This is a genomic window from Leptospira andrefontaineae (assembly GCF_004770105.1).
Lineage (GTDB): Bacteria > Spirochaetota > Leptospiria > Leptospirales > Leptospiraceae > Leptospira_B > Leptospira_B andrefontaineae.
In genome coordinates, this window is record NZ_RQEY01000001.1 from 52,115 (window position 1) to 72,210 (window position 20,096).

General features: G+C 39.6%; 18 protein-coding genes. 10 read left to right on the forward strand and 8 right to left on the reverse strand.

Translation table 11 applies throughout. From position 1 onward, the window contains the following. Positions 1 to 57 precede the first annotated feature (57 nt). On the reverse strand, positions 58 to 873 hold the full coding sequence (locus tag EHO65_RS00265; protein WP_135772255.1) for an LA_0442/LA_0875 N-terminal domain-containing protein: 816 nt from the start codon (positions 871 to 873) through the stop codon (positions 58 to 60). 90 nt (positions 874 to 963) lie between these two features. Here EHO65_RS00265 and EHO65_RS00270 point away from each other — a divergent pair, with 90 nt between their 5' ends. From EHO65_RS00270 to EHO65_RS00295, 6 genes are all read left to right on the forward strand, one after another. Beyond that, on the forward strand, positions 964 to 1,629 hold the full coding sequence (locus tag EHO65_RS00270; RefSeq protein ID WP_135772257.1) for a hypothetical protein: 666 nt from the start codon (positions 964 to 966) through the stop codon (positions 1,627 to 1,629). A gap of 46 nt (positions 1,630 to 1,675) precedes the next feature. After that, on the forward strand, positions 1,676 to 2,353 hold the full coding sequence (locus EHO65_RS00275; RefSeq protein ID WP_135772259.1) for a glycoside hydrolase family 6 protein: 678 nt from the start codon (positions 1,676 to 1,678) through the stop codon (positions 2,351 to 2,353). 105 nt (positions 2,354 to 2,458) lie between these two features. Continuing rightward, entirely contained in the window at positions 2,459 to 3,031 is a 573-nt protein-coding gene (locus EHO65_RS00280; RefSeq protein WP_135772260.1) for a hypothetical protein, read from the forward strand. Positions 3,032 to 3,083: 52 nt separating this feature from the next. After that, a complete protein-coding gene (locus tag EHO65_RS00285) occupies positions 3,084 to 3,719 on the forward strand; it encodes a hypothetical protein (RefSeq protein ID WP_135772262.1) in 636 nt (211 codons plus the stop codon). Between the two features lie 92 nt (positions 3,720 to 3,811). Continuing rightward, positions 3,812 to 4,480 (forward strand): hypothetical protein, encoded by a 669-nt coding sequence (locus EHO65_RS00290; RefSeq protein WP_135772264.1) that lies wholly within the window; start codon positions 3,812 to 3,814, stop codon positions 4,478 to 4,480. A 57-nt stretch (positions 4,481 to 4,537) separates the two neighbouring features. Beyond that, the gene (locus EHO65_RS00295) at positions 4,538 to 5,209 is read left to right on the forward strand and encodes a hypothetical protein (RefSeq protein ID WP_135772266.1); all 672 of its coding nucleotides are present in this window, start codon (positions 4,538 to 4,540) and stop codon (positions 5,207 to 5,209) included. A gap of 59 nt (positions 5,210 to 5,268) precedes the next feature. On the opposite strand, the gene EHO65_RS00300 is transcribed toward EHO65_RS00295, so the two are convergent. After that, positions 5,269 to 5,913 (reverse strand): YceI family protein, encoded by a 645-nt coding sequence (locus EHO65_RS00300; RefSeq protein ID WP_135772267.1) that lies wholly within the window; start codon positions 5,911 to 5,913, stop codon positions 5,269 to 5,271. Between the two features lie 58 nt (positions 5,914 to 5,971). Between EHO65_RS00300 and thiL the strand changes: the two genes are divergently transcribed. From thiL to EHO65_RS00315, 3 genes are read left to right on the forward strand one after another with little or no spacing between them, the layout of a single operon-like run. After that, the gene (gene thiL / locus EHO65_RS00305; RefSeq protein ID WP_135772268.1) at positions 5,972 to 6,892 is read left to right on the forward strand and encodes a thiamine-phosphate kinase; all 921 of its coding nucleotides are present in this window, start codon (positions 5,972 to 5,974) and stop codon (positions 6,890 to 6,892) included. Positions 6,893 to 6,940: 48 nt separating this feature from the next. Then, on the forward strand, positions 6,941 to 8,269 hold the full coding sequence (locus EHO65_RS00310; RefSeq protein ID WP_135772269.1) for an MFS transporter: 1,329 nt from the start codon (positions 6,941 to 6,943) through the stop codon (positions 8,267 to 8,269). Positions 8,270 to 8,278: 9 nt separating this feature from the next. Next, positions 8,279 to 9,442 (forward strand): DUF418 domain-containing protein, encoded by a 1,164-nt coding sequence (locus tag EHO65_RS00315; protein ID WP_135772270.1) that lies wholly within the window; start codon positions 8,279 to 8,281, stop codon positions 9,440 to 9,442. Positions 9,443 to 9,448: 6 nt separating this feature from the next. On the opposite strand, the gene EHO65_RS00320 is transcribed toward EHO65_RS00315, so the two are convergent. Then, the gene (locus EHO65_RS00320) at positions 9,449 to 13,288 is read right to left on the reverse strand and encodes a PAS domain S-box protein (protein ID WP_135772271.1); all 3,840 of its coding nucleotides are present in this window, start codon (positions 13,286 to 13,288) and stop codon (positions 9,449 to 9,451) included. Between the two features lie 169 nt (positions 13,289 to 13,457). Between EHO65_RS00320 and EHO65_RS00325 the strand changes: the two genes are divergently transcribed. Further along, positions 13,458 to 13,892, forward strand: a complete 435-nt coding sequence (locus EHO65_RS00325) for an MAPEG family protein (protein WP_135772272.1) — start codon at positions 13,458 to 13,460, stop codon at positions 13,890 to 13,892. On the opposite strand, the gene EHO65_RS00330 is transcribed toward EHO65_RS00325, so the two are convergent. The 5 genes from EHO65_RS00330 to nuoL are packed head-to-tail and all read right to left on the reverse strand — an operon-like array spanning position 13,876 to position 20,093. Continuing rightward, on the reverse strand, positions 13,876 to 14,496 hold the full coding sequence (locus EHO65_RS00330; protein WP_135772273.1) for a hypothetical protein: 621 nt from the start codon (positions 14,494 to 14,496) through the stop codon (positions 13,876 to 13,878). The two genes, EHO65_RS00325 and EHO65_RS00330, sit on opposite strands and share 17 nt — an antisense overlap. Before the next feature lie 26 nt (positions 14,497 to 14,522). Then, a complete protein-coding gene (locus EHO65_RS00335) occupies positions 14,523 to 15,035 on the reverse strand; it encodes an SseB family protein (RefSeq protein ID WP_135772274.1) in 513 nt (170 codons plus the stop codon). Position 15,036: 1 nt separating this feature from the next. After that, on the reverse strand, positions 15,037 to 16,515 hold the full coding sequence (locus EHO65_RS00340) for an NADH-quinone oxidoreductase subunit N (RefSeq protein WP_135772275.1): 1,479 nt from the start codon (positions 16,513 to 16,515) through the stop codon (positions 15,037 to 15,039). Next, entirely contained in the window at positions 16,512 to 18,161 is a 1,650-nt protein-coding gene (locus tag EHO65_RS00345) for a complex I subunit 4 family protein (protein ID WP_135772276.1), read from the reverse strand. The genes EHO65_RS00340 and EHO65_RS00345 overlap by 4 nt, the downstream gene beginning before the upstream one ends. Beyond that, on the reverse strand, positions 18,162 to 20,093 hold the full coding sequence (gene nuoL / locus EHO65_RS00350; protein WP_135772277.1) for an NADH-quinone oxidoreductase subunit L: 1,932 nt from the start codon (positions 20,091 to 20,093) through the stop codon (positions 18,162 to 18,164). It abuts the gene before it with no gap. Between the last annotated feature and the right edge of the window lie 3 nt (positions 20,094 to 20,096).

The following is a 20,096-nucleotide window of genomic DNA, read 5'->3' on the forward strand; positions in this document are numbered from 1 at the left end:
TGTATTGGCCAATTTCGCGTACCGGCCTAAGGGGTCAAGGAATTACGAACAAAATTACTAAAAACCAAGGCTAAAACTTGCCTCGGCGCCCCATCCTACTCTACCAGCAGACCAATCCGGCCTAGGCACGACTGTCCAGGCTACTGGATTGGCAGAAGCCCCTTGCTCCCAAGATTTTCCCAGGAAATAAGTGCGGACCAATTGAGCCAGATACACCCCGCCTAATACATACACGGAAGTGTTATAAGCTTGGACTGAACTTTCATAATCCGCCCTTGCTCCAGGAACTATGGTGAGAAGATAGAAGTTTGCAATTCCTCCTCCGTAGATAAAAGAACCTGTGGTGCTACTCTTGGAGACTGCATCATCGTATTTACTTTTTGCGGATTCTGCTTCGGATCTGGAATATCCTGCGTAAGCTAAACTTCCCAAGAATGCTCCACCAGTGATCCAAGCTTCCTTTTTATTATCCGTATACCATTGTCCCCAACCAGGTAGAATTGCGGAACGCCATACTGCACTCCATCTACTTCTGCCCGGTTCTGTGGAAGTGGGAGGTGGAATGATCTGGATCGGCTCCTCAACTATTTGAGGATTTTCCTGGACCTTCTTCTCTTCTTCCTTACGGATGCGGTTCTCTTCTTCTCTTGTGATATCTTTATAAATAATTTTTAATATATCTCTTTTATTGATGTTCTGTTTGCCCGATTCTGTTTGGACAACGATTGCCTTCTCATTTTGACCTACAACATTACCGATTACCTTGCCACCCTTGCGGAGAAGAATGGTCTGATCGGCAAATAATAGGCCTGGAGTTAAAACCAATGCCAATAGGAAAAAAATTATAGAACGGACTTTAAGTTTTAGGCGCATCTTGGCAGAAGGAAAAACCGTCGGATAATTTAGTCAAGTGGGAATGAGAAATTCCTTGAGCTTTGTATAGCCCTTAAAGGAATATCTATTATGCGCAGCCGCAGTTTAATCCTAGTAGTCTTACTATATTCTTCCCTATATTACAATTGTTTGAGCGACAAAACCTGTTCGGATGATGACAAATCCTGTAGTCCTCAAGCTTTCTTCTCTTCTCTGTTTATAATCCCTTCGGGAGTTTACATATATTCAACAAATACTAAATACCAAGGAAATCTTGCTGCTTATGGCTCTACTTTCGAAGAAAGCGGCCAAAACATATGCAAACAGGAAAAACTATTCTCTTCCCTCGTGAATCAGTTTTGCTCGGAAGTAAGAGCTTTAATCTCTACTTCAACGGTTGGATATTCCAATTTCAGCGAGACCTTTTCAGTTCCCGATCTTCCAGTTTACGGTCCCACCGGATCTTTGCTGAATTCAAATTGGTCCAGTTTTGAGACAGGTGCAGGCGGCCTAAAACTAACCTTCGCAGAAGCAGGCTTAGGTCCCGATGATTTTTGGAGTTTCACAGAAGCTGGAGGAGTCATATCGAGTAATAATTGTAATGCAGGAATTGATAATAGCGTAGAACTTTTTGGAGTAATCGGTTCGGCTAGTACCAAAGCAAGCGACTGGATGAATCTTGGTGGAGAATCTACAGCCTCTTGCGATTCCTATCACCGAGTATATTGTATTTGTTATACTACTAGTTCAGAATAAGTTCCTTGTAATTTAAGAATAGTATAAAAGCCTAAGGCTAATTGTTATGCGAAATTCTATCTACATAATCCTTATTAGCTTTTTATCCTTAGGTTGTATAACAGATAAAACATGTTCTGATGATGATAAGAGTTGTAATCCTCAGGCTCTACTCACCTCATACTTTAGCATTCAAAACGGTGTTTATATATACTCAACAAGTACAAAATACCAAGGAAACCTTGCTGCTTACGGCTCCACATTGGAGTTCAGCGGCCAAAATATATGTAAGAGCGAAAAATTATTTTCCTCGCTTGTGAATCAGTTTTGTCCGGATGTTTGGGCTCTCATTTCAAGTGATTCCGTTCCATTATATGATTTTTCTACTTCATTTTCCTTACCTACAAATATTCCAGTATTTGGTCCTACTGGCATTCAACTTGCGAATAATTGGGACGAATTTATGAGCATCCAAACCCCGTTATCCTTAACTCGATCGCTTGCGGAGGCAGGTTTAGGAACCGAAGATTTTTGGTCTTTCGCTGCTCAAGGTGGAATAGCCTCCGGCAATTGTAATATAGGTACTGATAATACTTCCGAATTTTTCGGAGCAATCGGTTCAGCGAATACAAAAGATTCGAATTGGTTAAGCCCAGGAGGAGAATCGACTGGTAACTGTGATAGCTCCCATAGAGTTCTATGTATTTGTTTTAATCCGGATACTAGCTCCGAGGAACAACAATAGTTTAGTAAATTATTTCTTGCAAAACCTAACCGTTTGGTCTTTAATCGTGCGGTGAAATTTCTTGCGCCGTTACTCTTCTTCGTAATTTTTTCTACAAGCGCCTGTATGAATGGCAAAACCTGTTCCTCAGAGGATAAGAGCTGTAGCTTTAACGAAATTTTATATTCGTATATTTCTGTTCCTCCTGGGATTTATATGTATTCCACGCAGGCATCCTACCAGGGAAACTTAGCAGCATATGGTCCGAATCTACAACTTAGTTTGATGAATATTTGTGCTGAGGCTAGATTATTCGCTCAGACGATTTCAAATTGTGGAAACACGCTTCCTTTTACTTCGAGCGATTCCAGTTCATTGAATACATATGTAACTGATTTTTCTTTGGATGGGACTCTTCCGATAAGAGGTGCGAGAGGAGAATTAATTTTTAACACCTATAATTCCCTCTTCGCTTCCGTACCAAATTTATCCATGAGCCAAGCAGGTGTTACCACAGAAGAATTTTGGACATTTAGTACAGGCGGTAGTTATAGCACTTCGAACTGTACAAATGGAGTGAATTTTGATAATGGAGACACAGGAAATATCGGGGATCCAAATGATACAAATTTAAGTTGGTTTTCTTTCGGAAATAGAACCTGCGATCAGTTTAAAAAAGTCCTTTGTATTTGTTATTAAGTATATTTTTCGTCTTAAATTCTAGGGGGTTGTTTACTTCTCAGGAATTTATATGAAGAAACCATTTTATCTTTTTAGTTTTTTACTCTTATTCTCCAATGCTTGTATGTCCTCCGATGTCTGTTCAGATACAGATAAGATGTGCAGTACCAAAGAACTATTATTTTCTATATTCTCCGCTCCGAAAGGGATCTATCTATATTCAACACAAAGTTATCAGGGAGATTTAGCAAATTACGGATCTAGTTTTGAAGAAAGCCTGCAGAATATCTGTACTATTAATAAGTTATTCTCTGAGATCACAGATCTCAGCTGTTCGAATGTTCTCCCGGTTGTTTCCACTTCCACACATTATATGTCCAATTTCCCTACCGATTATGGCCTGCCTACCGGTACAGATTATCCAGTAAGGGGACCTAGGGGAGATATTATAGCAACCTCATGGACGAATATGTTTGCGGGACTACTGATTTCCTTCGAAGCAGCTGGGGTAACATCCCAGAAGTTTTGGACGTTCGCCAATGGCGGAGGAGCGTATAACTCGGCGGACAATTGTATCGCAGGAACGAACACCGGAGCCGCAGGCGCAATAGGATCTCCTCAAGACTCAGGCATTTCCTGGATGATATTCGGAGCTCCGGCGTGTTCGGAATCTCATCCGATCATTTGTCTTTGTTATAGGAACTAAACCCTTAAAACAGGGAATAGAAACGGATTTAGGGTCTAAAATCGATCTATAATTTCTTGCTTATGAATTAACATAATTTTATCTTTGGTTGGATGAGATTTCGCATTCTTCTTATTTTATTTTTTTATGTTTTAATGAGCGGCTGCATCACCGACAAAACATGTTCGGATGAAGACAGGACCTGTAGCATTAAGGCAACTCTAACGAGTCTGCTTTTTTCGGCTCCGGATGGAATTTATATGTATGCTACAAATACTAGCTACACCGGTAATTTGGCAATTCTGGGTCCAGGATCCATCGATTCTAGCTTAAACTTTATCTGCGGGCAACAAAGACTTTTTTCGAATATCATAGATACTAAATGTTCCAAATATGCTCCATTAGTTTCTACTTCTCTTGTTTCCGCTTCTTCACTTAATGCATTTTATTCTGACTTACCTGTTTTATCAGTTCCGATCCGAGGCCCGTCTGGGACTATTATTGGCCCAGATTATTCCACCTTATTCGCAGTTGATCTGAATATTACACTGCAAGGCGCAGGTTTAGGGAGCCAAACTTTCTGGAGTTTTGGAGATGGAAATGGCGGCGGTGGTTTAGAAACCTGTTTGAACGGTGATGACGGTACTTCATCCAGTTTAGGACAGATCGGAAATACTTTAGTCTATACCCAAGGTAGTTGGTTCTCCACAGATAGCCGCTCCTGTTCGGAGACACATAAAGTTCTTTGTCTTTGTTATGTTCCTACCTCTGGTGGGGGCTGAAAATATTTTAAATTCATAATATAGGATCGGAAACATTTCTAGCTCGAGGCAAAAGTAATGATGATACAGCGTATTTTTCTAATATTCTTTTTAGGATTTTTAACTCAAACTTGCATGAGTACAAAAACCTGTTCGGATCATGATAGATCCTGTAGCCTTATGGAAAATCTGCTGAGCCTTTTCTCTGCGCCAACTGGGATCTATGTATATTCTTCCCTTCCTACTTATGCCGGGAACTTAGCCATTTTAGGTACGGGAACTTTAGATGCTAGCCTTCAAACAATCTGTAAACAAGAACGGACTTTTGCTTCTATATTGGACTCAGGATGCCAAAGTGTTGCACCGTTAGTATCTACACTCGCTGTATCTGCAAATAATTTGACCTCGTTGTACGCCGATATTCCGACAAATCTACCAATGAGAGGAGGACCTACAGGTATTATCCTTGCAGATGACCTAGCCTCTTTTTTCAGCTTAGATCTACATGTGACCTTAGAAGCTGGAGGTTTGGGTACCACTGAATTTTGGACCTATGGAGATGGAACTGGAAATTATGCTGCGGGCGTTACCTGTAATGACGGAGATGATAATACTTCCGCTTTTACCGGATATATAGGAAGTCCACTTCTTTCCGCAGCAGGAACCTGGAATAATGTGCAAGCCGCAAACTGCGATCAAGCTTATAAAGTATTTTGTATTTGTTATAGACCGGTAAGCCCTCCGGGATGAGATAGAATATCTGAAATATATAATATGCGGAGTGAGTTATTCACCCCGCATCTCAAGTTCTATTTACAATCTTTCTTTAAAGTAGATTTAATCGTAATCTCTACGTCCGGCCAAAGAACGGACTTACCGTCTTTGCTTTTATGAAGATCACTACAAACTGTATTCAATGCAGTTAAAGCCTTTCCAGCACTCCAATTATTTACATCCAAGTGGCCTTTTGCTTCTAAAACTTCTCCAGTTAAAGTGAATTGTAAAGGAACATCTTTACTCACTCCATTCCATATAAGTTTAACCACCCCAGTTCCGGATTTTCCATCGGCTTCTAATTTTGCTGAAGATACTGATCCTTCTATCTTGCCGCTCTTTTTTAGATTCCCAAAAAATGCTCCCTTAATCTTAGGATCTCTTTCCGCATTTCCACTGTCCAAGTCCAAAGGATCGATAGAAAATTTTAAACCTTTTAATGCGTCTGGAACATTTGCCGAAGATTTAGCTCCAGTAATAGCAACTTTGGTAAATTTTCCACCCACTCCTGTTTTTTCTGTAAATTTGAAAGCCTTCCATTCTATACCAGATGCCTCTTGACTAACGGAATATTTGCAAGAAGCCTCAGCGGATAACGAATTGAATTGCAAACTTCCTGCAAGAGAGAATACTGAAAAAATCAGTGCGGATTGATAAAAAGAATTTATACGTGATTTCATGGCCTTATACTAGGGTTGAAATAAAACAAAGTCAAGATTTTTAGATATTGGAAAACACTTGAACGAAGAAGAACTCATCTCCTCCTTATATCCTCCCGGCAAAGAACAGGAAAACGACTGTTATTCGGACAAAGAGGGTAACTTGATCACAACAGATACGATTGTAGAAGGAACTCATTTCCGTTTGGACTGGAGTCGTCCTGAAGATTTGGCAAATAAGTTGGTAGAAGTTAACGTATCGGATATAGCAGCCGCTAACGGGACTCCTCAAAAGGCATTTTTTAATTTTGGACTTTCTCCTTCTTGCAATCGAAAAGAATTTTTAGAACCGTTTATCGATTCATTTAAGAAAGCGTTAAACTCCTACGATATAGAACTTTGCGGCGGAGATACTTACAGAACGCAAGAGTTAAACCTAACTTTAACTCTATTAGGAAAATCAAGTTCTCCTGTAGACAGAAAGGGCGGAAAACCCGGAGACAAAGTATACTTGAGCGGTCATATAGGGGCTTCTCTTTTAGGTTATAAAATATTAGAAGGTGCCCATATTTCCCTATCTCCGGAAGCAAAAAAGATCGCCTTAGATAGACATCTAAGACCTAAATCCAGACTAAACTTAAGCCGTTCCTTATATTCGAAAAATAGAATACATGCTGGAATGGATCTTACTGACGGACTCAAACAAGACGTATTCAAATTAGCCAAATCTTCTGGAGTTAGGATTGAATTAGATCTGGATAAACTTCCTTTTGAGAATGGAGTAAAAGAAGCAATCGGGATAGAAGGTGTTTTAACTTCCGGAGAAGAATTAGAACTTTTATTTTTATCCCCAGATGAATTGCCCTCTTCTTGGGAAGGGATCTCTATCCGAAAAATAGGAACTGTTTTCGCTTTGGAAGAAGGTGAATTCGCTCAGGTCAGATATTCGTATGAAGGAAAGACTTACTCTCCTAAAGAATCCGGATTTAGGCATTTTTAATCAAATTCTACTTGTCTTTAAGGCATATACAATCATTCTTCCCGATCGATGAGAAACGGTCTATTATCTTGGATTCTACCCAGTCCTTCTAAACCATTACGTCCCGAGTCGGAAATCCAAACTCTTTATCCAAGGTTTCGTTGGAGAATTTTAGAAGCCACATTCTTAGGATATTCGGTCTTTTACACTGTCCGGAACAATTTCCCTGTAGTTTCGAAGGAAATTGGACAAGCACTCTCTTATTCACAAGAACAGATTGGAAATATTCTAGCGATCACAGCAATCTCTTACGGAATCGGAAAATTCCTGATGGGAGCTCTATCGGATAGAAGTAATCCAAAGATATTCATGCCATTAGGTCTTATTCTAACAGGAATTTGTAATATATGTTTTGGTGCTTCTTCGGATTACCAAACTCATTTGATTTTGTGGGGATTAAATGGTTTGTTCCAAGGAATGGGCTGGCCTCCATGCGGAAGATCCTTAGGACATTGGTTCTCCGTTAAAGAAAGAGGAGAAAAATTCGCGGTTTGGAATATTGCTCATAATGTGGGCGGCGGACTAGTAGGAGTGATCGCTGCGTATAGCGCTTCTTGGTTTGGATGGAGAAACGCATTTTATATTCCGGCTGCTCTTTCTTTTTTAACTGCCATCTATTTGTATTTCAGATTATTAGATACTCCTCAATCTGTTGGACTTCCTTCTATTGAAGAATATACGGGAACAGAAACTGATTCCTCGAAAGTTTCTGAATCAGAAAGAGAACTTAGCTTTAAGGAAATCTTTATAGATCTGGTACTTTTAAATAAGTATATCTGGGTCTTTGCAATTGCGAACTTTTTTGTTTACATAGTGAGATACAGCTTAACAGATTGGGGGCCTTCTTATCTAAAATTTGCAAAAGGAGCTAGCTTAGAAAAAGGAGGGATCAGTACTCTTATCTATGAATTCGCAGGAATAGGCTCCACTTTGCTCGTCGGTTGGTATTCCGACAAAGTAGGAGGAAAAAGAGGATTAGTCAGCTTGGTCTGTATGGTCCCCATCCTATTCGCGTTATTCGGGATCTTACTCGTTCCTTCCGGATATTTATGGGCGGATCTTACACTTTTCGCCGTAGTTGGATTTTTTATTTATCCGCCGGTCATGTTACTCGGAGTAGCTGGATTAGACTTTACTTCCAAAAAAGCCGTAGGGACAGCTGCAGGATTCATCGGCCTATTCGGTTATTTGGGAAGGACGGCACTTTCTAAAGGTTTAGGATGGATGAGCTCATACCCTTGGTTTCGCTGGGAATATTCCATATCTATAATATTCATCTCTGCGATATTAGCAATAATCCTTCTTGCATTCACCTGGAACTGGAAGCCTAAACACTAAAGTAAGAATATGAAAAACAGGATAGGATTTATAGACTTTTTAAGAGGATTCGCACTATTAGGAATACTCGGAGTCAACCTGCCCTATTTTTCAAAACCAATGTATTTGGTCGCTTCCCTAGGAGAGAATTCCACTCTTTTGGATTCTATCGGTTCCTGGATTGTAGCATTTTTCTTTGAATCCAAGTTTTACGTATTATTCTCCTTTTTATTCGGTTATGGTTTTTTCATCCAATTGGAGAATAATCCGGAAACGAATTCTAGATCCAGATATTTCAGAAGGATATTAGGTTTAGGAATATTAGGACTTCTGCATGGAGTCTTTTTATTCATTGGAGATATCCTTCTTTCCTATGCGATTTTAGGAGCATTCCTCTGGTTTTTGAGAAATAAATCTTCCTCCTGGTTATTAAAATTTTCTCTATTATGTTTGGTGATTGCAGTATTTTGTAGAATTGGAATGAGTCTGGCAGAAGGCGAAATTAAATCCCAGTTAGAAACAAATCTCCCTCGCCTATTGGAAGAAAGTAGAAAGGCATACTTAGGCGGTTTCTGGGAAAGTAATATTCAAAGAACAAAAGACACCATTCTCTCTATTCCTTTTTTAGTATTCTACCAATGGCCGACGGTTTTTTCCATGTTTTGTTTGGGCTTTTTTGCAGCCAAAAATTCAATCTTTACGGATTGGGAGAGAACAAAGCCCGGGTTCAAAAAAATTTTTCCTTGGGCACTTCTACTCGGGATCTTAGGAAACCTGCTATACACATTACATTCTCGCCATATTCTCCCGGAGAATCCGAATGTTTTCCTAAAAATCCTATACGCGATCTCGGATACGTTCAGTGCGCCTGCGCTCACATTCTGTTATGTATATCTGATAGGCAATTATTATCATTCAGTAAGAAGTTTTGCAGATCGGATCTGGTTCGAGACAATGGGAAAACTTTCTTTGACCTGTTATTTAGGAGAATCTTTGGTTTGCACTTGGATCTTTTGTGGCTGGGGACTAGGTTATTTTGATCAAATAGGAAGTTATATTGTATTATTATTAACTGTTCCTATTTGGATTTTCTTTGGGGTATTCTCTTTGTTTTGGAAAAGGATTTTTTTCTTAGGTCCAATGGAATGGATCTTAAGATCTTGGACCTATTGGAAGATCCTCAAGGTTTCTTAACGTTAATCAACTCATCCAACGAAATATAATTCTAGCAAAATCCGCTTTCACTGCCGGCTTACTAATATAATCATCCATACCGGCTTCCAAACATCTTTCTCTTTCACCGGAAACGATACCTGCAGTCACAGCAATGATTGGGACTCTATGCCCATCTTTTTCAAGAACACGAATTGCTTTTGTGGCCTCATATCCGTTCATCTCAGGCATTTGGATGTCCATAAAGATCAGATCAGGATTGATTTCTCTAAACTTATCGACGGCTTCTCTTCCAGTTAGGGCTTCCACACATTTTGCCTTGGGAAGGATACGTTTAACGATACTTTTTGCGAGCATCATATTTACAGAATTGTCTTCTGCGATCAAAACAGTTGCAGTTTTATGAATGGTAGGAGCTCCTACTTGGTCTCTTGTGTTCAAAGGAAATTCAAAAGGTTCTTTGAAGATCTGATTTCTTGCAAGAATATCGAATAATTTCTGCATATGGATCGGCTTAGAGATCACTTCCTGGACTCCTAACTTCCTGGATTTCTCGGTAAATTGATCTCCTTCTTCTGGATTTACGATCAATACGATCGGCTGGTCTTCACTTCTGATCTTCAAGTCCTCTCTTACTTTTCGAACGAGCTCCAGTCCATCACCTTCGGGCATTTCAGAATCCATTAAAATGATATCATATCTATTCCCGCTGGATAAGTTCTGCAACATCTCCTCTCCGTTTCTGGAAAAGTCAGCGGGAATATTCTGCATAGATAACATTTCTCCGATCAATTTTACATTTTCTTGATCCTTGTCCGCTACCAAAACTTTTTTGATGGAACGAAGCCTGATCCAATCTTCTCCTACAATTTCGGAAATATTCAGCTTCAGATCAAAATAGAATGTACTTCCTTTTCCCAATTCACTTTTAAGCTGGAGGCCACTCCCCATAATTGATAAAAGTTTATTTGAGATAGCTAGCCCGAGGCCTGTTCCTCCAAACCTGCGAGTAGTAGATACATCTCCTTGGGTAAATGCTTCGAATATTTTGTCTCTCGCATCGGGTGCGATACCAATTCCGGTATCTCTTACGGAAAATCTAAACTCTCCTTCCGTTTCAGAAACTTTTTTAAGAAGTTCTATCTTAAACTCAATTTCACCTGATTCAGTAAACTTTACGGAGTTACTAAATAAGTTTACTATAATCTGCCTGAGCCTTACGCTGTCTGCTTTTACGAAACGAGGTACATCCCATGCGACATTTACAATCACTTCTAATCCTTTTTTCTGGGCTTGGAATTTGATCGTATTTACTATCTGGCTGCAAAGTTCCAGAAGATTTGTCTTTTCATAAGATAATTCCAGTTTTCCAGCTTCAATTTTAGAAAAATCTAATATATCATTTATAATATCCAGCAAAGACTCGGCGGATTGAAATACGGTCATCATATACTGATGCTGAGTAGAATCCATTGATGTCCGCAATAATAGATCGGAAAACCCGATGATACCATTCAAAGGAGTCCTGATCTCGTGACTCATATTTGCTAAAAAATCAGATTTGGCTCTATTCGCCTGTTCAGCGGCTAATTTTGCCTTTTTTAATTCTTCTCTCTGTAAACAACTTTCAGTGATGTCCTGGGTGAACATCATAATCCCACCTACAGAACCATCCAATTGATACCAAGGCCTTACTTCCCAACGAAGGTATTGGTCATGATCCCAACCCTCCGGTCTCCAAACATCTTCATCATTTTTGAGAACTTCACCTGATAAACATCTTTGATGGATATCCTTCCATTCTTGGGAAACATTTGGAAATACCTCATAATGAGAAAGACCAACAATATTTCGACCGGATAAATGATATTCACTTAACCATCTTTCACTGACTGCAACGTATTTGATCTCTGCATCAAACATTGCAACCGCAGCAGGAGCATGTTCAACGAATGCGGAAAGCCTAGATTTTTCTTGGACTAATTCAAGCTCGGCCTTTTTTCTTTTATCTATATCGTATAATGCCCCATAAATCCGGACGCATTCACCGTTCTCGAACTCGGCGCTCCCTACGGTTTTTACCCAAAGTTCATTACCCTTTGCAGTTACTATTTCCATTTCCAGATCATAAGGAATACCTTTTGTTATGAGTAAATTTACGGCCTCCGTTACCTTCTCTCTACTTTCACCTTCCTTGACGAATTGCAAACCTCCTTTGATATCCGGAACGTAATCAGGAGGAACCTCATGCATCTCTTTTGTAACTGCGGACCAAGATCCTACGTTACGCTTAAGATCCATATCCCACGCCCCGATACGGACAAGTTTGCTAGTTTGTTCCAGCAATTCTTTAGCGTGTCTAAGTTCTTCTTCTGCTTTCTTGATCTCGTCAATATCCAATATCTGGGAGATAAAATGATTCGGTTTTCCGTTCGCATCCCGAACGAGCGCAACCGAAAGCAATATCCAAATTATCTCCCCATTTTTCTTAATATAACGTTTTTCTAAATGATAACCGGACCTTTTACCTTCCAAAGTCTCCGTCAATAATTGCAAATCCTTTCCTAAGTCTTCATGATACGTTATATCTTTGAAAGTCAGTTTGGATAATTCTTCCCAATCATATCCGAGTAGTTGGATCAGATTTCCGTTCACTTGGATCCATCTACCTTTCGGATCCAAAATTGCCATCCCGATCGCAGAATATTCAAAAGCGCTTCTGAAAGAGCTCTCCATTCGTTTTCTTTCGCCGATATCTCTTGCGATCTCTGCAGAACCGGTCATCTTTCCGGAAGAATCAAACATAGGAGAAAGTGTGATCGACATTTCAATCCAATGTCCATCCTTCGCCTTTCGCACCGACTCGAAACGAAGGTTTTCTTTTTCCGATTTGATCTTAAGATTGATCCTGGATTCTAAAAGTTTAGATTCATCCGGGACTAACAGATCAAACTTTGCTCCGATCATCTCTTTTGAACTATAGCCGAAAATTTTTTCCGCCCCATGATTCCAAGAAGTAATGACACCTTCTAAGTCCTTACCTATGATCGCGTCATCGGAAGATTCTACAATTTTTGCCAGACGGAGATTCGCTAATTCAGCATTTCGGATCTCGGATATATCATTAGCGATTACTGAAAATCCGACCACCTTTCCATCCCTAAAATCAGGAATATATTTTGTTAATGTATACCGGGAATATTGTCCATCTGGCGAAGGTATTCTTCTTTCGAATAATTGTGTTTCTCCTTTTAAAACTCCCTGAATATAAGGATAATTTAATTCGAATAATTGTTTTCCTAAAACCGTTTCTATATGTTGACCAACTACTTTTTTTGCATCTATCCCAAACCATTTCTGATAGGCCTCATTAGCTAATCGATTAATCAAATTGGAGTCCCAATACCCAACCAGATCAGGAAGGGAATCTATCAAAAAAAGAAAATCCAATTCCCTTTTTAAAGAATTGATCTCGGATTCTTTCAAGACCTTGATCGCCCCGATACAAATGAAAGTGTTAGATCCGTTCTTCAGAATTTTAAGTTTAGTATCCGTTTCCAGTTCAGAGCCTGAAAATGTTTTGTAACGGATAGGAAGTGTTTTTGTTTCCGGAACCTTCTCTATTTGAGAATCGATCAGTTCATGATCCTTTTTAAAAAATAGATCCTTCCAACGGATAGAAGAAAGATCGGATTTTGCTCCAGAAAATCCGAGAACGGATTGGAATTTAGGATTGATCCAAAATCTATTTCGGTCCGAAAGATCCAAGGCCCAAATTCCATCCAACCCTTCGGTTTGAATGAACTGGAAAACTTCCCAATCGTTTTGTATCCATTGATAGACTAACTTTTCCAGGGGTTCTTGCATTTTCAGTATAAGGTTATAAGACGAAGATAAAGGGGCTTTAGATTATTCAAAAAGTCGCAGGAGTCAATGAAAATAGAAACGGAAGATTTTGAAATTCTGTGTCTTTTGCTTGCAGATTATATGCAAAACTATTCCATATAAAATTCTTTTCAATTTAAAAGGTCCATAAATGCAAAAAGAATATTGGCTTCTTCCGATCGGAGCGTTAGCTCTACTGACTTTTTTCGTATTACTACAAATCCCGATCCGTCGTTTATACGCAGGGTTTATCGGAAAAGTAATCCCTGAGGATTTTAAATTCGGGGAATCCAAAAATGTTCCTCAATGGGTAACTATTGCAAATCGGAACTATATGAATCTTTTGGAAATGCCCTTATTGTTCTATTTGATCTGCCTGATACAATATCTAACTAACTCTAGTGACCCTTTAAATTTTCAACTCTCTTGGTTTTATGTAGGACTTCGGGTTTTGCATAGTACAGTCCATCTCACTTATAACAACGTTATTCATAGATTGATCATTTTTGCGACCAGCAATTTGATCTTGTTTGGGATATGGGTGAATTATTTCAGAAAATTTATAGAAATTATTTTTTGGGGATAAAAATTTCTTTAGATAATGCCCTATCCAAGGTCTTTAATCCCATAAAACGGCCTAATCGTTCGTATTCTCCACCAGGAGAATAAAAAGGAGCTAAGAATATAAAGAAAATCTGATAATAATAATCGTAGGTTTCCGTTAAGTCTACTGAACCTAAAAGTTCTCCTTTTGAATTATAAAAATCAGTGCTCATGGCAAACGAGCCCTCTTCTCTATATGGACGAAAACCCCAACCTTTAGAAAATGCGTAATCCATTCCCCTATCTTCTGCCTGAGCTTCTACGATCTTAATTTGTACCTTAAGATCTCCATCTTGTGTAGTTACCACTTCCCTAAACAATCCGGAATCCTCATATGCGGAAACTAAAAGTTCTGTCCAAATTCCTTCTCGGTTCTTTTGTTCTTCCTCTTCCAGATTATAAGCGTGATCATCCTTCTCCGGGATATAGATCACTTTAAGAGAAACTTTTTTATAATGTTTTAATACTTTTCCCTCGTTTAAGGTAGAAGGAGAAGAAAGTTCCGATCTTGAAACAATAATACAGTTCGTGAACAAGATGGATAAAAGGAAAAGATTGAGAATATATATTCGAAAAAAAGAATACATGGGTACGATATATAAAAAGAGAAGGACTATTTTTCTTTTTGCAATAATTCCAAATGTTCTCTGGAGAGCAACCATAACGTAGATCCGGGATCTATGGCTACCCCGGAAACTCCCTTATTTTGTAGGCCCAATGCCCATAATTCTCTCGCTGAGATCGGAACAAGCGCAGTCTCTTTTTTAAAATAACGGAATGATTCAGAAGGATGGGAGAATGCAGGTAAAAACACCCTGCCACGTTCATCGCTTACATACAGTAATACGATAGGTTCCGGTCCTTTTTTAGGCGGAGTTTTCTTCTTTTTTTTAGCGGCTGCTTTCTTTTTAGGTTTTGCCTTTTTAGCAGCCGCTTCCGCGCCAGCATGAGGGATCAAAAAATAAGCTTTTGTAAGTTCGGCAGAAAGTTTTTCTAAATTTTTCTCGGAGCGATTTTTAGAATAAAGATAGATTGCCTCCCTAAAATTTGCATTTTCTCCATCAAACTTAGGGATAGGTTCGAAATATTCTTTAATAGAAGAGAGAACTTTTTTGAAACTGGACATCTTACTTTTGTAATTCTGCAGATTTGTTTGCGAACTTCAAACTATTCAAATCCTTAGGTTGGATAAAATACCAGCCTACTAAAACTGCTGCTAAAGAAATTGCAGATACGAATAGAACTCCATAACTAGCTTTAGGAGAATCTAATTTAGAAATTTCTCCTTCTTCGGAACTCATGTAAGCAAGTATTCCTACTTTTACATAATAGTATAATGCTAATGCGGAGTTTGCAATCCCTCCGATAAGCAATAATCTGGAGATCTGATCCGTTCCTTCTGCGATCTTTTGGAATAGAAATAATTTTGCCCAGAATCCGCCCAAAGGAGGAATTCCCGCTAAAGAAAGGAAAAATATGAACAGTGCAAAGCTTGTCCAAGGTCTCGACTTTGCAAGTCCGCCAATGGATTCATACGTTACGTGGCGATTCCCTTCTTCCAAGAAAGAAAGAATAGCAAACGCTCCCAGACTCATGAAAGAATATACGATCAGATAGAATAAAGCTTCTTCTTTCCCGCCTAAAGAAATCCCTGCGACTACGTAACCTGCGTGAGCAATGGAAGAATATGCCAGAACTCTCTTTAAACTTGTCTGCTTTAAAGCCACAAAGTTTCCGTAAGTCATGGACATGAGCGCCAAAATTCCCATGATCCAGGTCCATTCTCCGCCTGAATTGGAAACAGGAAGTTTTGAAAAGACGACCAGCAATAATCCCATGGAGGCGGACTTGGAAGCAGTGGCCATAAATCCCGTAACTGGAGTTAATGCACCTTCGTATGCATCAGGTGTCCAAGAATGATAAGGGAAGAGAGCGATCTTGAATGATATCCCGGTTAATAGAAGTAATAATCCGATCTTGGTAAAATTGGAATCAAATCCGGAACTCAGTAAAGGTTTTAAGGAATCTTGCAGATGAGTTGTGCCAGATCCTCCGAATAAGAACGCCATTCCGAATAAGAAAAATCCGGTAGAAAAACTTCCTAAAAGGAAATATTTCAAGCTAGCTTCTAAAGAAAAAACATCACTTCTTGCCATTCCAACCAGAACGTATAGGCAAACCGACATCAATTCCAATCCTACGAAGATTGTAACCGTATCCGTTCCTGAAGTCATTAGGAACATTCCTACTACTGAAAAAAGAAGAAGTGGGTAAAACTCCGGAAATTCCATATTATGTTGTTCTAATACTCTCGGAGAAGCAAGAACGGTACAGAATGCGGCAATCAGATATAATGCCCCAAACCAGAAACCAATTGTGGAAACTTCGTAATGTCCTGAAAAATAAGACCCGACTCCAGGATTCGACTGAGAAACAAACAATGAAAAGAATGCGGCGATCAATACCAGACCGGAGGTAAATCTAACGATCCTAAATTCAAATCCTTGGAAAATGAATTGTAATCCAAGTAATAAGATCCCTCCTCCGGAAAGCACCAGAATAGGAAGTATAGAGATTAGATCGTTGGAATTTGGAATTAAATTCATTCTTCCGCCTCTTGGGACACTGTCTTTTTACCTGGGATCCCTGTTCCTCTTCCGGAACTGATCCTATCCTCGTAACTCGGAGGCTCGGTGCCTAAGGTCCTATAATTTATAAATTTCTTCTTGGTATTTCTCAAATTACCTTCTTGTTCCAAAAAGGCTCTTTCCTGCAGCGCTTGTTTAGAAGTTAGGTTCAACACCACTCTGGCGCTCGGTTTCAAATACGTTAACAAAATATTCGGAAAAATCCCTGTTAATATTATAATTCCAGCAACTATGGAAACTATAAACTTCTCTCGGATATTTAAAGGAGATAGTCCGGAAGACAAGGAATTCGGTTCACCGAATAACAAGTTTCGAGCAAAATATAACATATACCCGGCAGCAAAAATCACTGCAGATCCCGCTAAGAACCCATAAATAAGACTGTATTTGAAAGTCCCGATCAGGACTAAAAATTCTCCAACAAACCCGTTTGTGCCAGGAAGACCGGCACTCGCAAAAGCCGCCAAACCTATCGCCACTGCCAGGAACGGAGCGGATTTAGCCAGACCGGAATAATCCTTTAATTCGTTGGTCCCCGTTCTTTCATGCAAGAATCCTAATATAAAGAAAAGAAGCCCGGAAGTGAATCCATGATTCACCATTTGTAACATTCCCCCGGCCACACCTTCTTCCGTTAGAGTCAAGATCCCTAAGATACAAAATCCCATATGAGAAAGAGAAGAAAATGCAATGAGGCGTTTGCTGTTTTTCTGAGTTAAGGCTACAAGAGCCCCATAAACGATCCCTGCAACAGCAAGAGCAATGAGCAGATTACGATATTCTAAAAATACCTGAGGGAAAAGCGGGATAACAACTCTTACGTAAGCGAATAATCCTATCTTTAATAGAATACCAGCCAAATCAACGGAACCTACAGTCGGAGCTTCCTCATGAACATCAGGCATCCAAGTATGGAAAGGGAATAAAGGCACCTTGATCGCGAATGCGAAACTAAATCCTACAAATAACCAAAACTTAATATTCCCAGGAATAGAATTCAAGGAAACCACAGCCAATTCTTCCAGATCGAATGTGTGAGTATAATTATATAAAACCAAGATGCTAGCGAGCATGAAAACGGATCCGGTAAATGAAAATACCAGATATTTCATTGCAGCTTTGATTCTGCCTTTTTCTCCCCAGATCCCCACCATCAATGTGAAAGGTAAGACCATCCATTCCCAGAAAACGTAGAATTGGATCAGGTTAACCGAAAGAAAAACCCCGACCACTCCTGTTTCCACTAAAAGAAGAAGTATAAAAAATTCTCTGATCCTATGTTTTACATTAGAAAAAGCGGATAAAACGGAAAGGAAAAATAGAAGTGCAGACATCGTCACAAGCAATAAAGAAAATCCATCAATTGCTATATGATAGTCCAATCCTCCCGATTGCAATTCCAGGAAGTTCCAGATACGATGAGTAAATTGAAGACCACTATCTCCTTTCAGAAATTCTAAAAAGAGTGGAATGGTCATCGCGAGAACTCCCAGAGTTACGATCGAAGACCAAACACGGATCCATTTTTCATTTTTAGAAATGAATAAGAATGGGATCCCTAAAACAGGAAGAAATAATAGAATGCTTAAATAATACTGGGGCACTTAGATTCCCCTCCATAAGAATACGGACAAGATCAAAACAGTCCCTAAGACAATTAGAAAAGCGTAATCTACTACAGTTCCTGTTTGGATCCTACGTAGTAATGAAGAGACTCCTCCGGAAAACTTTCCTGTCCCGGTCAAAACCTTATCGATCAAACGTTTCTCTACTACTTCCGATAAGAATTCGGATAATGCAGAGATCGGCCCGATCAGGACATTTTTGAAAATTTCATCTATGAAATACTTGTTTGCTGGAAGAATTCTCCAGCCGGTATAAGAGGATTCATCTAAAGGCAGCTTCTCTTTTTTGCCGAAAAAGAACCAATAAATCCCGACCCCAAGAAAGATTGCTCCTAAAGAAAGTCCGGCGAGTAGGAGTTCCAACTCATGGCTTAAATGATGGACTTCCAAAGCACCTTTTTGCTGAGAATAATACAATAATCCTTTTGCAAACACCGGAGAGAAGTATCTCTCCAAGAAATCAATCCCTCCCCCTAAGGATTCAGGGACCAATAAATATCCGGAAAATGCGGCGCCCAATGCCAAGATCACTAATGGAACAGTCATAGTCCAAGGAGATTCGTGAGGATGCACATGATTAGAAACTCTGGACTTGCCGGTAAACGCCAAAAACGTTAGGCGAAACATATAGAATGTAGTTAAGAATGCTGTAGCAATCCCCATCCCGAAGAATACCGGATGAAAATAGAACGCTTTTTCTAAGATAAGATCTTTCGAGAAAAATCCGCTGAATGGAGGAGCTCCTACAATCGCCAAGGTTCCCAAAAGGAAGGTCCACCAAGTGATCTTCATTTGGGACTTGAGTCCTCCCATTCTTCTTAAATCCTGCTCGTCGGATAATCCGTGGATCACTGAACCGGAACCTAAGAAAAGAAGCGCTTTAAAGAATGCATGAGTTAGTAAATGAAAAAGGCCAGCCACATACGCGCCTGTGCCCATCGCAACAAACATATAACCCAATTGAGAAACAGTAGAATAAGCTAAAACTTTTTTGATATCGTTTTGATAAACGCCTATGGTTGCCGCAAAAAAAGCAGTGAATGTTCCTATACAAACGATCCAGAAACCTACTTTAGGAACTAATATAAATATAAAATTCAATCTCGCAATCAGGAAGAGTCCTGCAGTCACCATTGTTGCAGCATGGATCAAAGCGGAAACCGGAGTAGGTCCAGCCATCGCATCAGGCAACCAAACATGGAATGGGAACTGAGCGGATTTACCCATCGCGCCTATAAAGAAACAGATAGCTACAAAAGGAAGTGCGTTCAGTAAAAACTTTGCCTGAGGCAAAGATTCAGAAATTGTAATAAAGGAAACAGAACCTGCTAGCCAATAAGTGAGAGCAATCCCTCCGATCATCGCCAAGTCTGCGATCCTATTAGTAACGAAAGCCTTGATACTTGCCTGTGCCGCATTTTCCTTATGAGTATCAAAACCGATCAGAAGATAAGAACAAAGTCCCACACCTTCCCAACCAAAGAAGAGAACCACCAGGTTTTCCGCTAAAACCAAATGGAGCATGAAAAATACGAATAAGTTCAGATAAGAAAAAAATCTTCCAATCCCGGGATTACCTTTCATGTATCCGATGGAATATAGATGGATCAAACTTCCGATCCCGGTAATGATCAAGGCCATGAAAAGAGAAAGTTGATCTACTTGGTAAGCAAGATCCGCTTTAAAATTTCCGACTTCTACCCAATTGAATAGAGTTACGATTTGAGCATCTTGTCTTTCTAAAGGATGAAATTGAAGATAAGCGAATACGCTCGCCGCAAAGGATACAAAGGACAACGAGGTTCCAATCGGACCTGAAAGGCCTTTCCAATATCTTCCGAATAATGCGTTTAATACGGATCCAAGAAGAGGAGAAAAAGCCAGAACGGATATGAGGATTTCCCAACTCATCGT

Bases quoted from the DNA above. Each gene is read 5' to 3' on its own strand.
- nuoL (WP_135772277.1), bottom strand. From the start codon at position 20,093: ATGAGTTGGGAAATCCTCATATCCGTTCTGGCTTTTTCTCCTCTTCTT.
- EHO65_RS00315 (WP_135772270.1), top strand. From the start codon at position 8,279: ATGAAAAACAGGATAGGATTTATAGACTTTTTAAGAGGATTCGCACTA.
- EHO65_RS00270 (WP_135772257.1), top strand. From the start codon at position 964: ATGCGCAGCCGCAGTTTAATCCTAGTAGTCTTACTATATTCTTCCCTA.
- EHO65_RS00300 (WP_135772267.1), bottom strand. From the start codon at position 5,913: ATGAAATCACGTATAAATTCTTTTTATCAATCCGCACTGATTTTTTCA.
- EHO65_RS00310 (WP_135772269.1), top strand. From the start codon at position 6,941: ATGAGAAACGGTCTATTATCTTGGATTCTACCCAGTCCTTCTAAACCA.
- EHO65_RS00320 (WP_135772271.1), bottom strand. From the start codon at position 13,288: ATGCAAGAACCCCTGGAAAAGTTAGTCTATCAATGGATACAAAACGAT.
- EHO65_RS00335 (WP_135772274.1), bottom strand. From the start codon at position 15,035: ATGTCCAGTTTCAAAAAAGTTCTCTCTTCTATTAAAGAATATTTCGAA.
- EHO65_RS00280 (WP_135772260.1), top strand. From the start codon at position 2,459: ATGAATGGCAAAACCTGTTCCTCAGAGGATAAGAGCTGTAGCTTTAAC.
- EHO65_RS00330 (WP_135772273.1), bottom strand. From the start codon at position 14,496: ATGTATTCTTTTTTTCGAATATATATTCTCAATCTTTTCCTTTTATCC.
- EHO65_RS00290 (WP_135772264.1), top strand. From the start codon at position 3,812: ATGAGATTTCGCATTCTTCTTATTTTATTTTTTTATGTTTTAATGAGC.
- EHO65_RS00285 (WP_135772262.1), top strand. From the start codon at position 3,084: ATGAAGAAACCATTTTATCTTTTTAGTTTTTTACTCTTATTCTCCAAT.
- EHO65_RS00295 (WP_135772266.1), top strand. From the start codon at position 4,538: ATGATGATACAGCGTATTTTTCTAATATTCTTTTTAGGATTTTTAACT.
- EHO65_RS00275 (WP_135772259.1), top strand. From the start codon at position 1,676: ATGCGAAATTCTATCTACATAATCCTTATTAGCTTTTTATCCTTAGGT.
- EHO65_RS00340 (WP_135772275.1), bottom strand. From the start codon at position 16,515: ATGAATTTAATTCCAAATTCCAACGATCTAATCTCTATACTTCCTATT.
- EHO65_RS00325 (WP_135772272.1), top strand. From the start codon at position 13,458: ATGCAAAAAGAATATTGGCTTCTTCCGATCGGAGCGTTAGCTCTACTG.
- EHO65_RS00265 (WP_135772255.1), bottom strand. From the start codon at position 873: ATGCGCCTAAAACTTAAAGTCCGTTCTATAATTTTTTTCCTATTGGCA.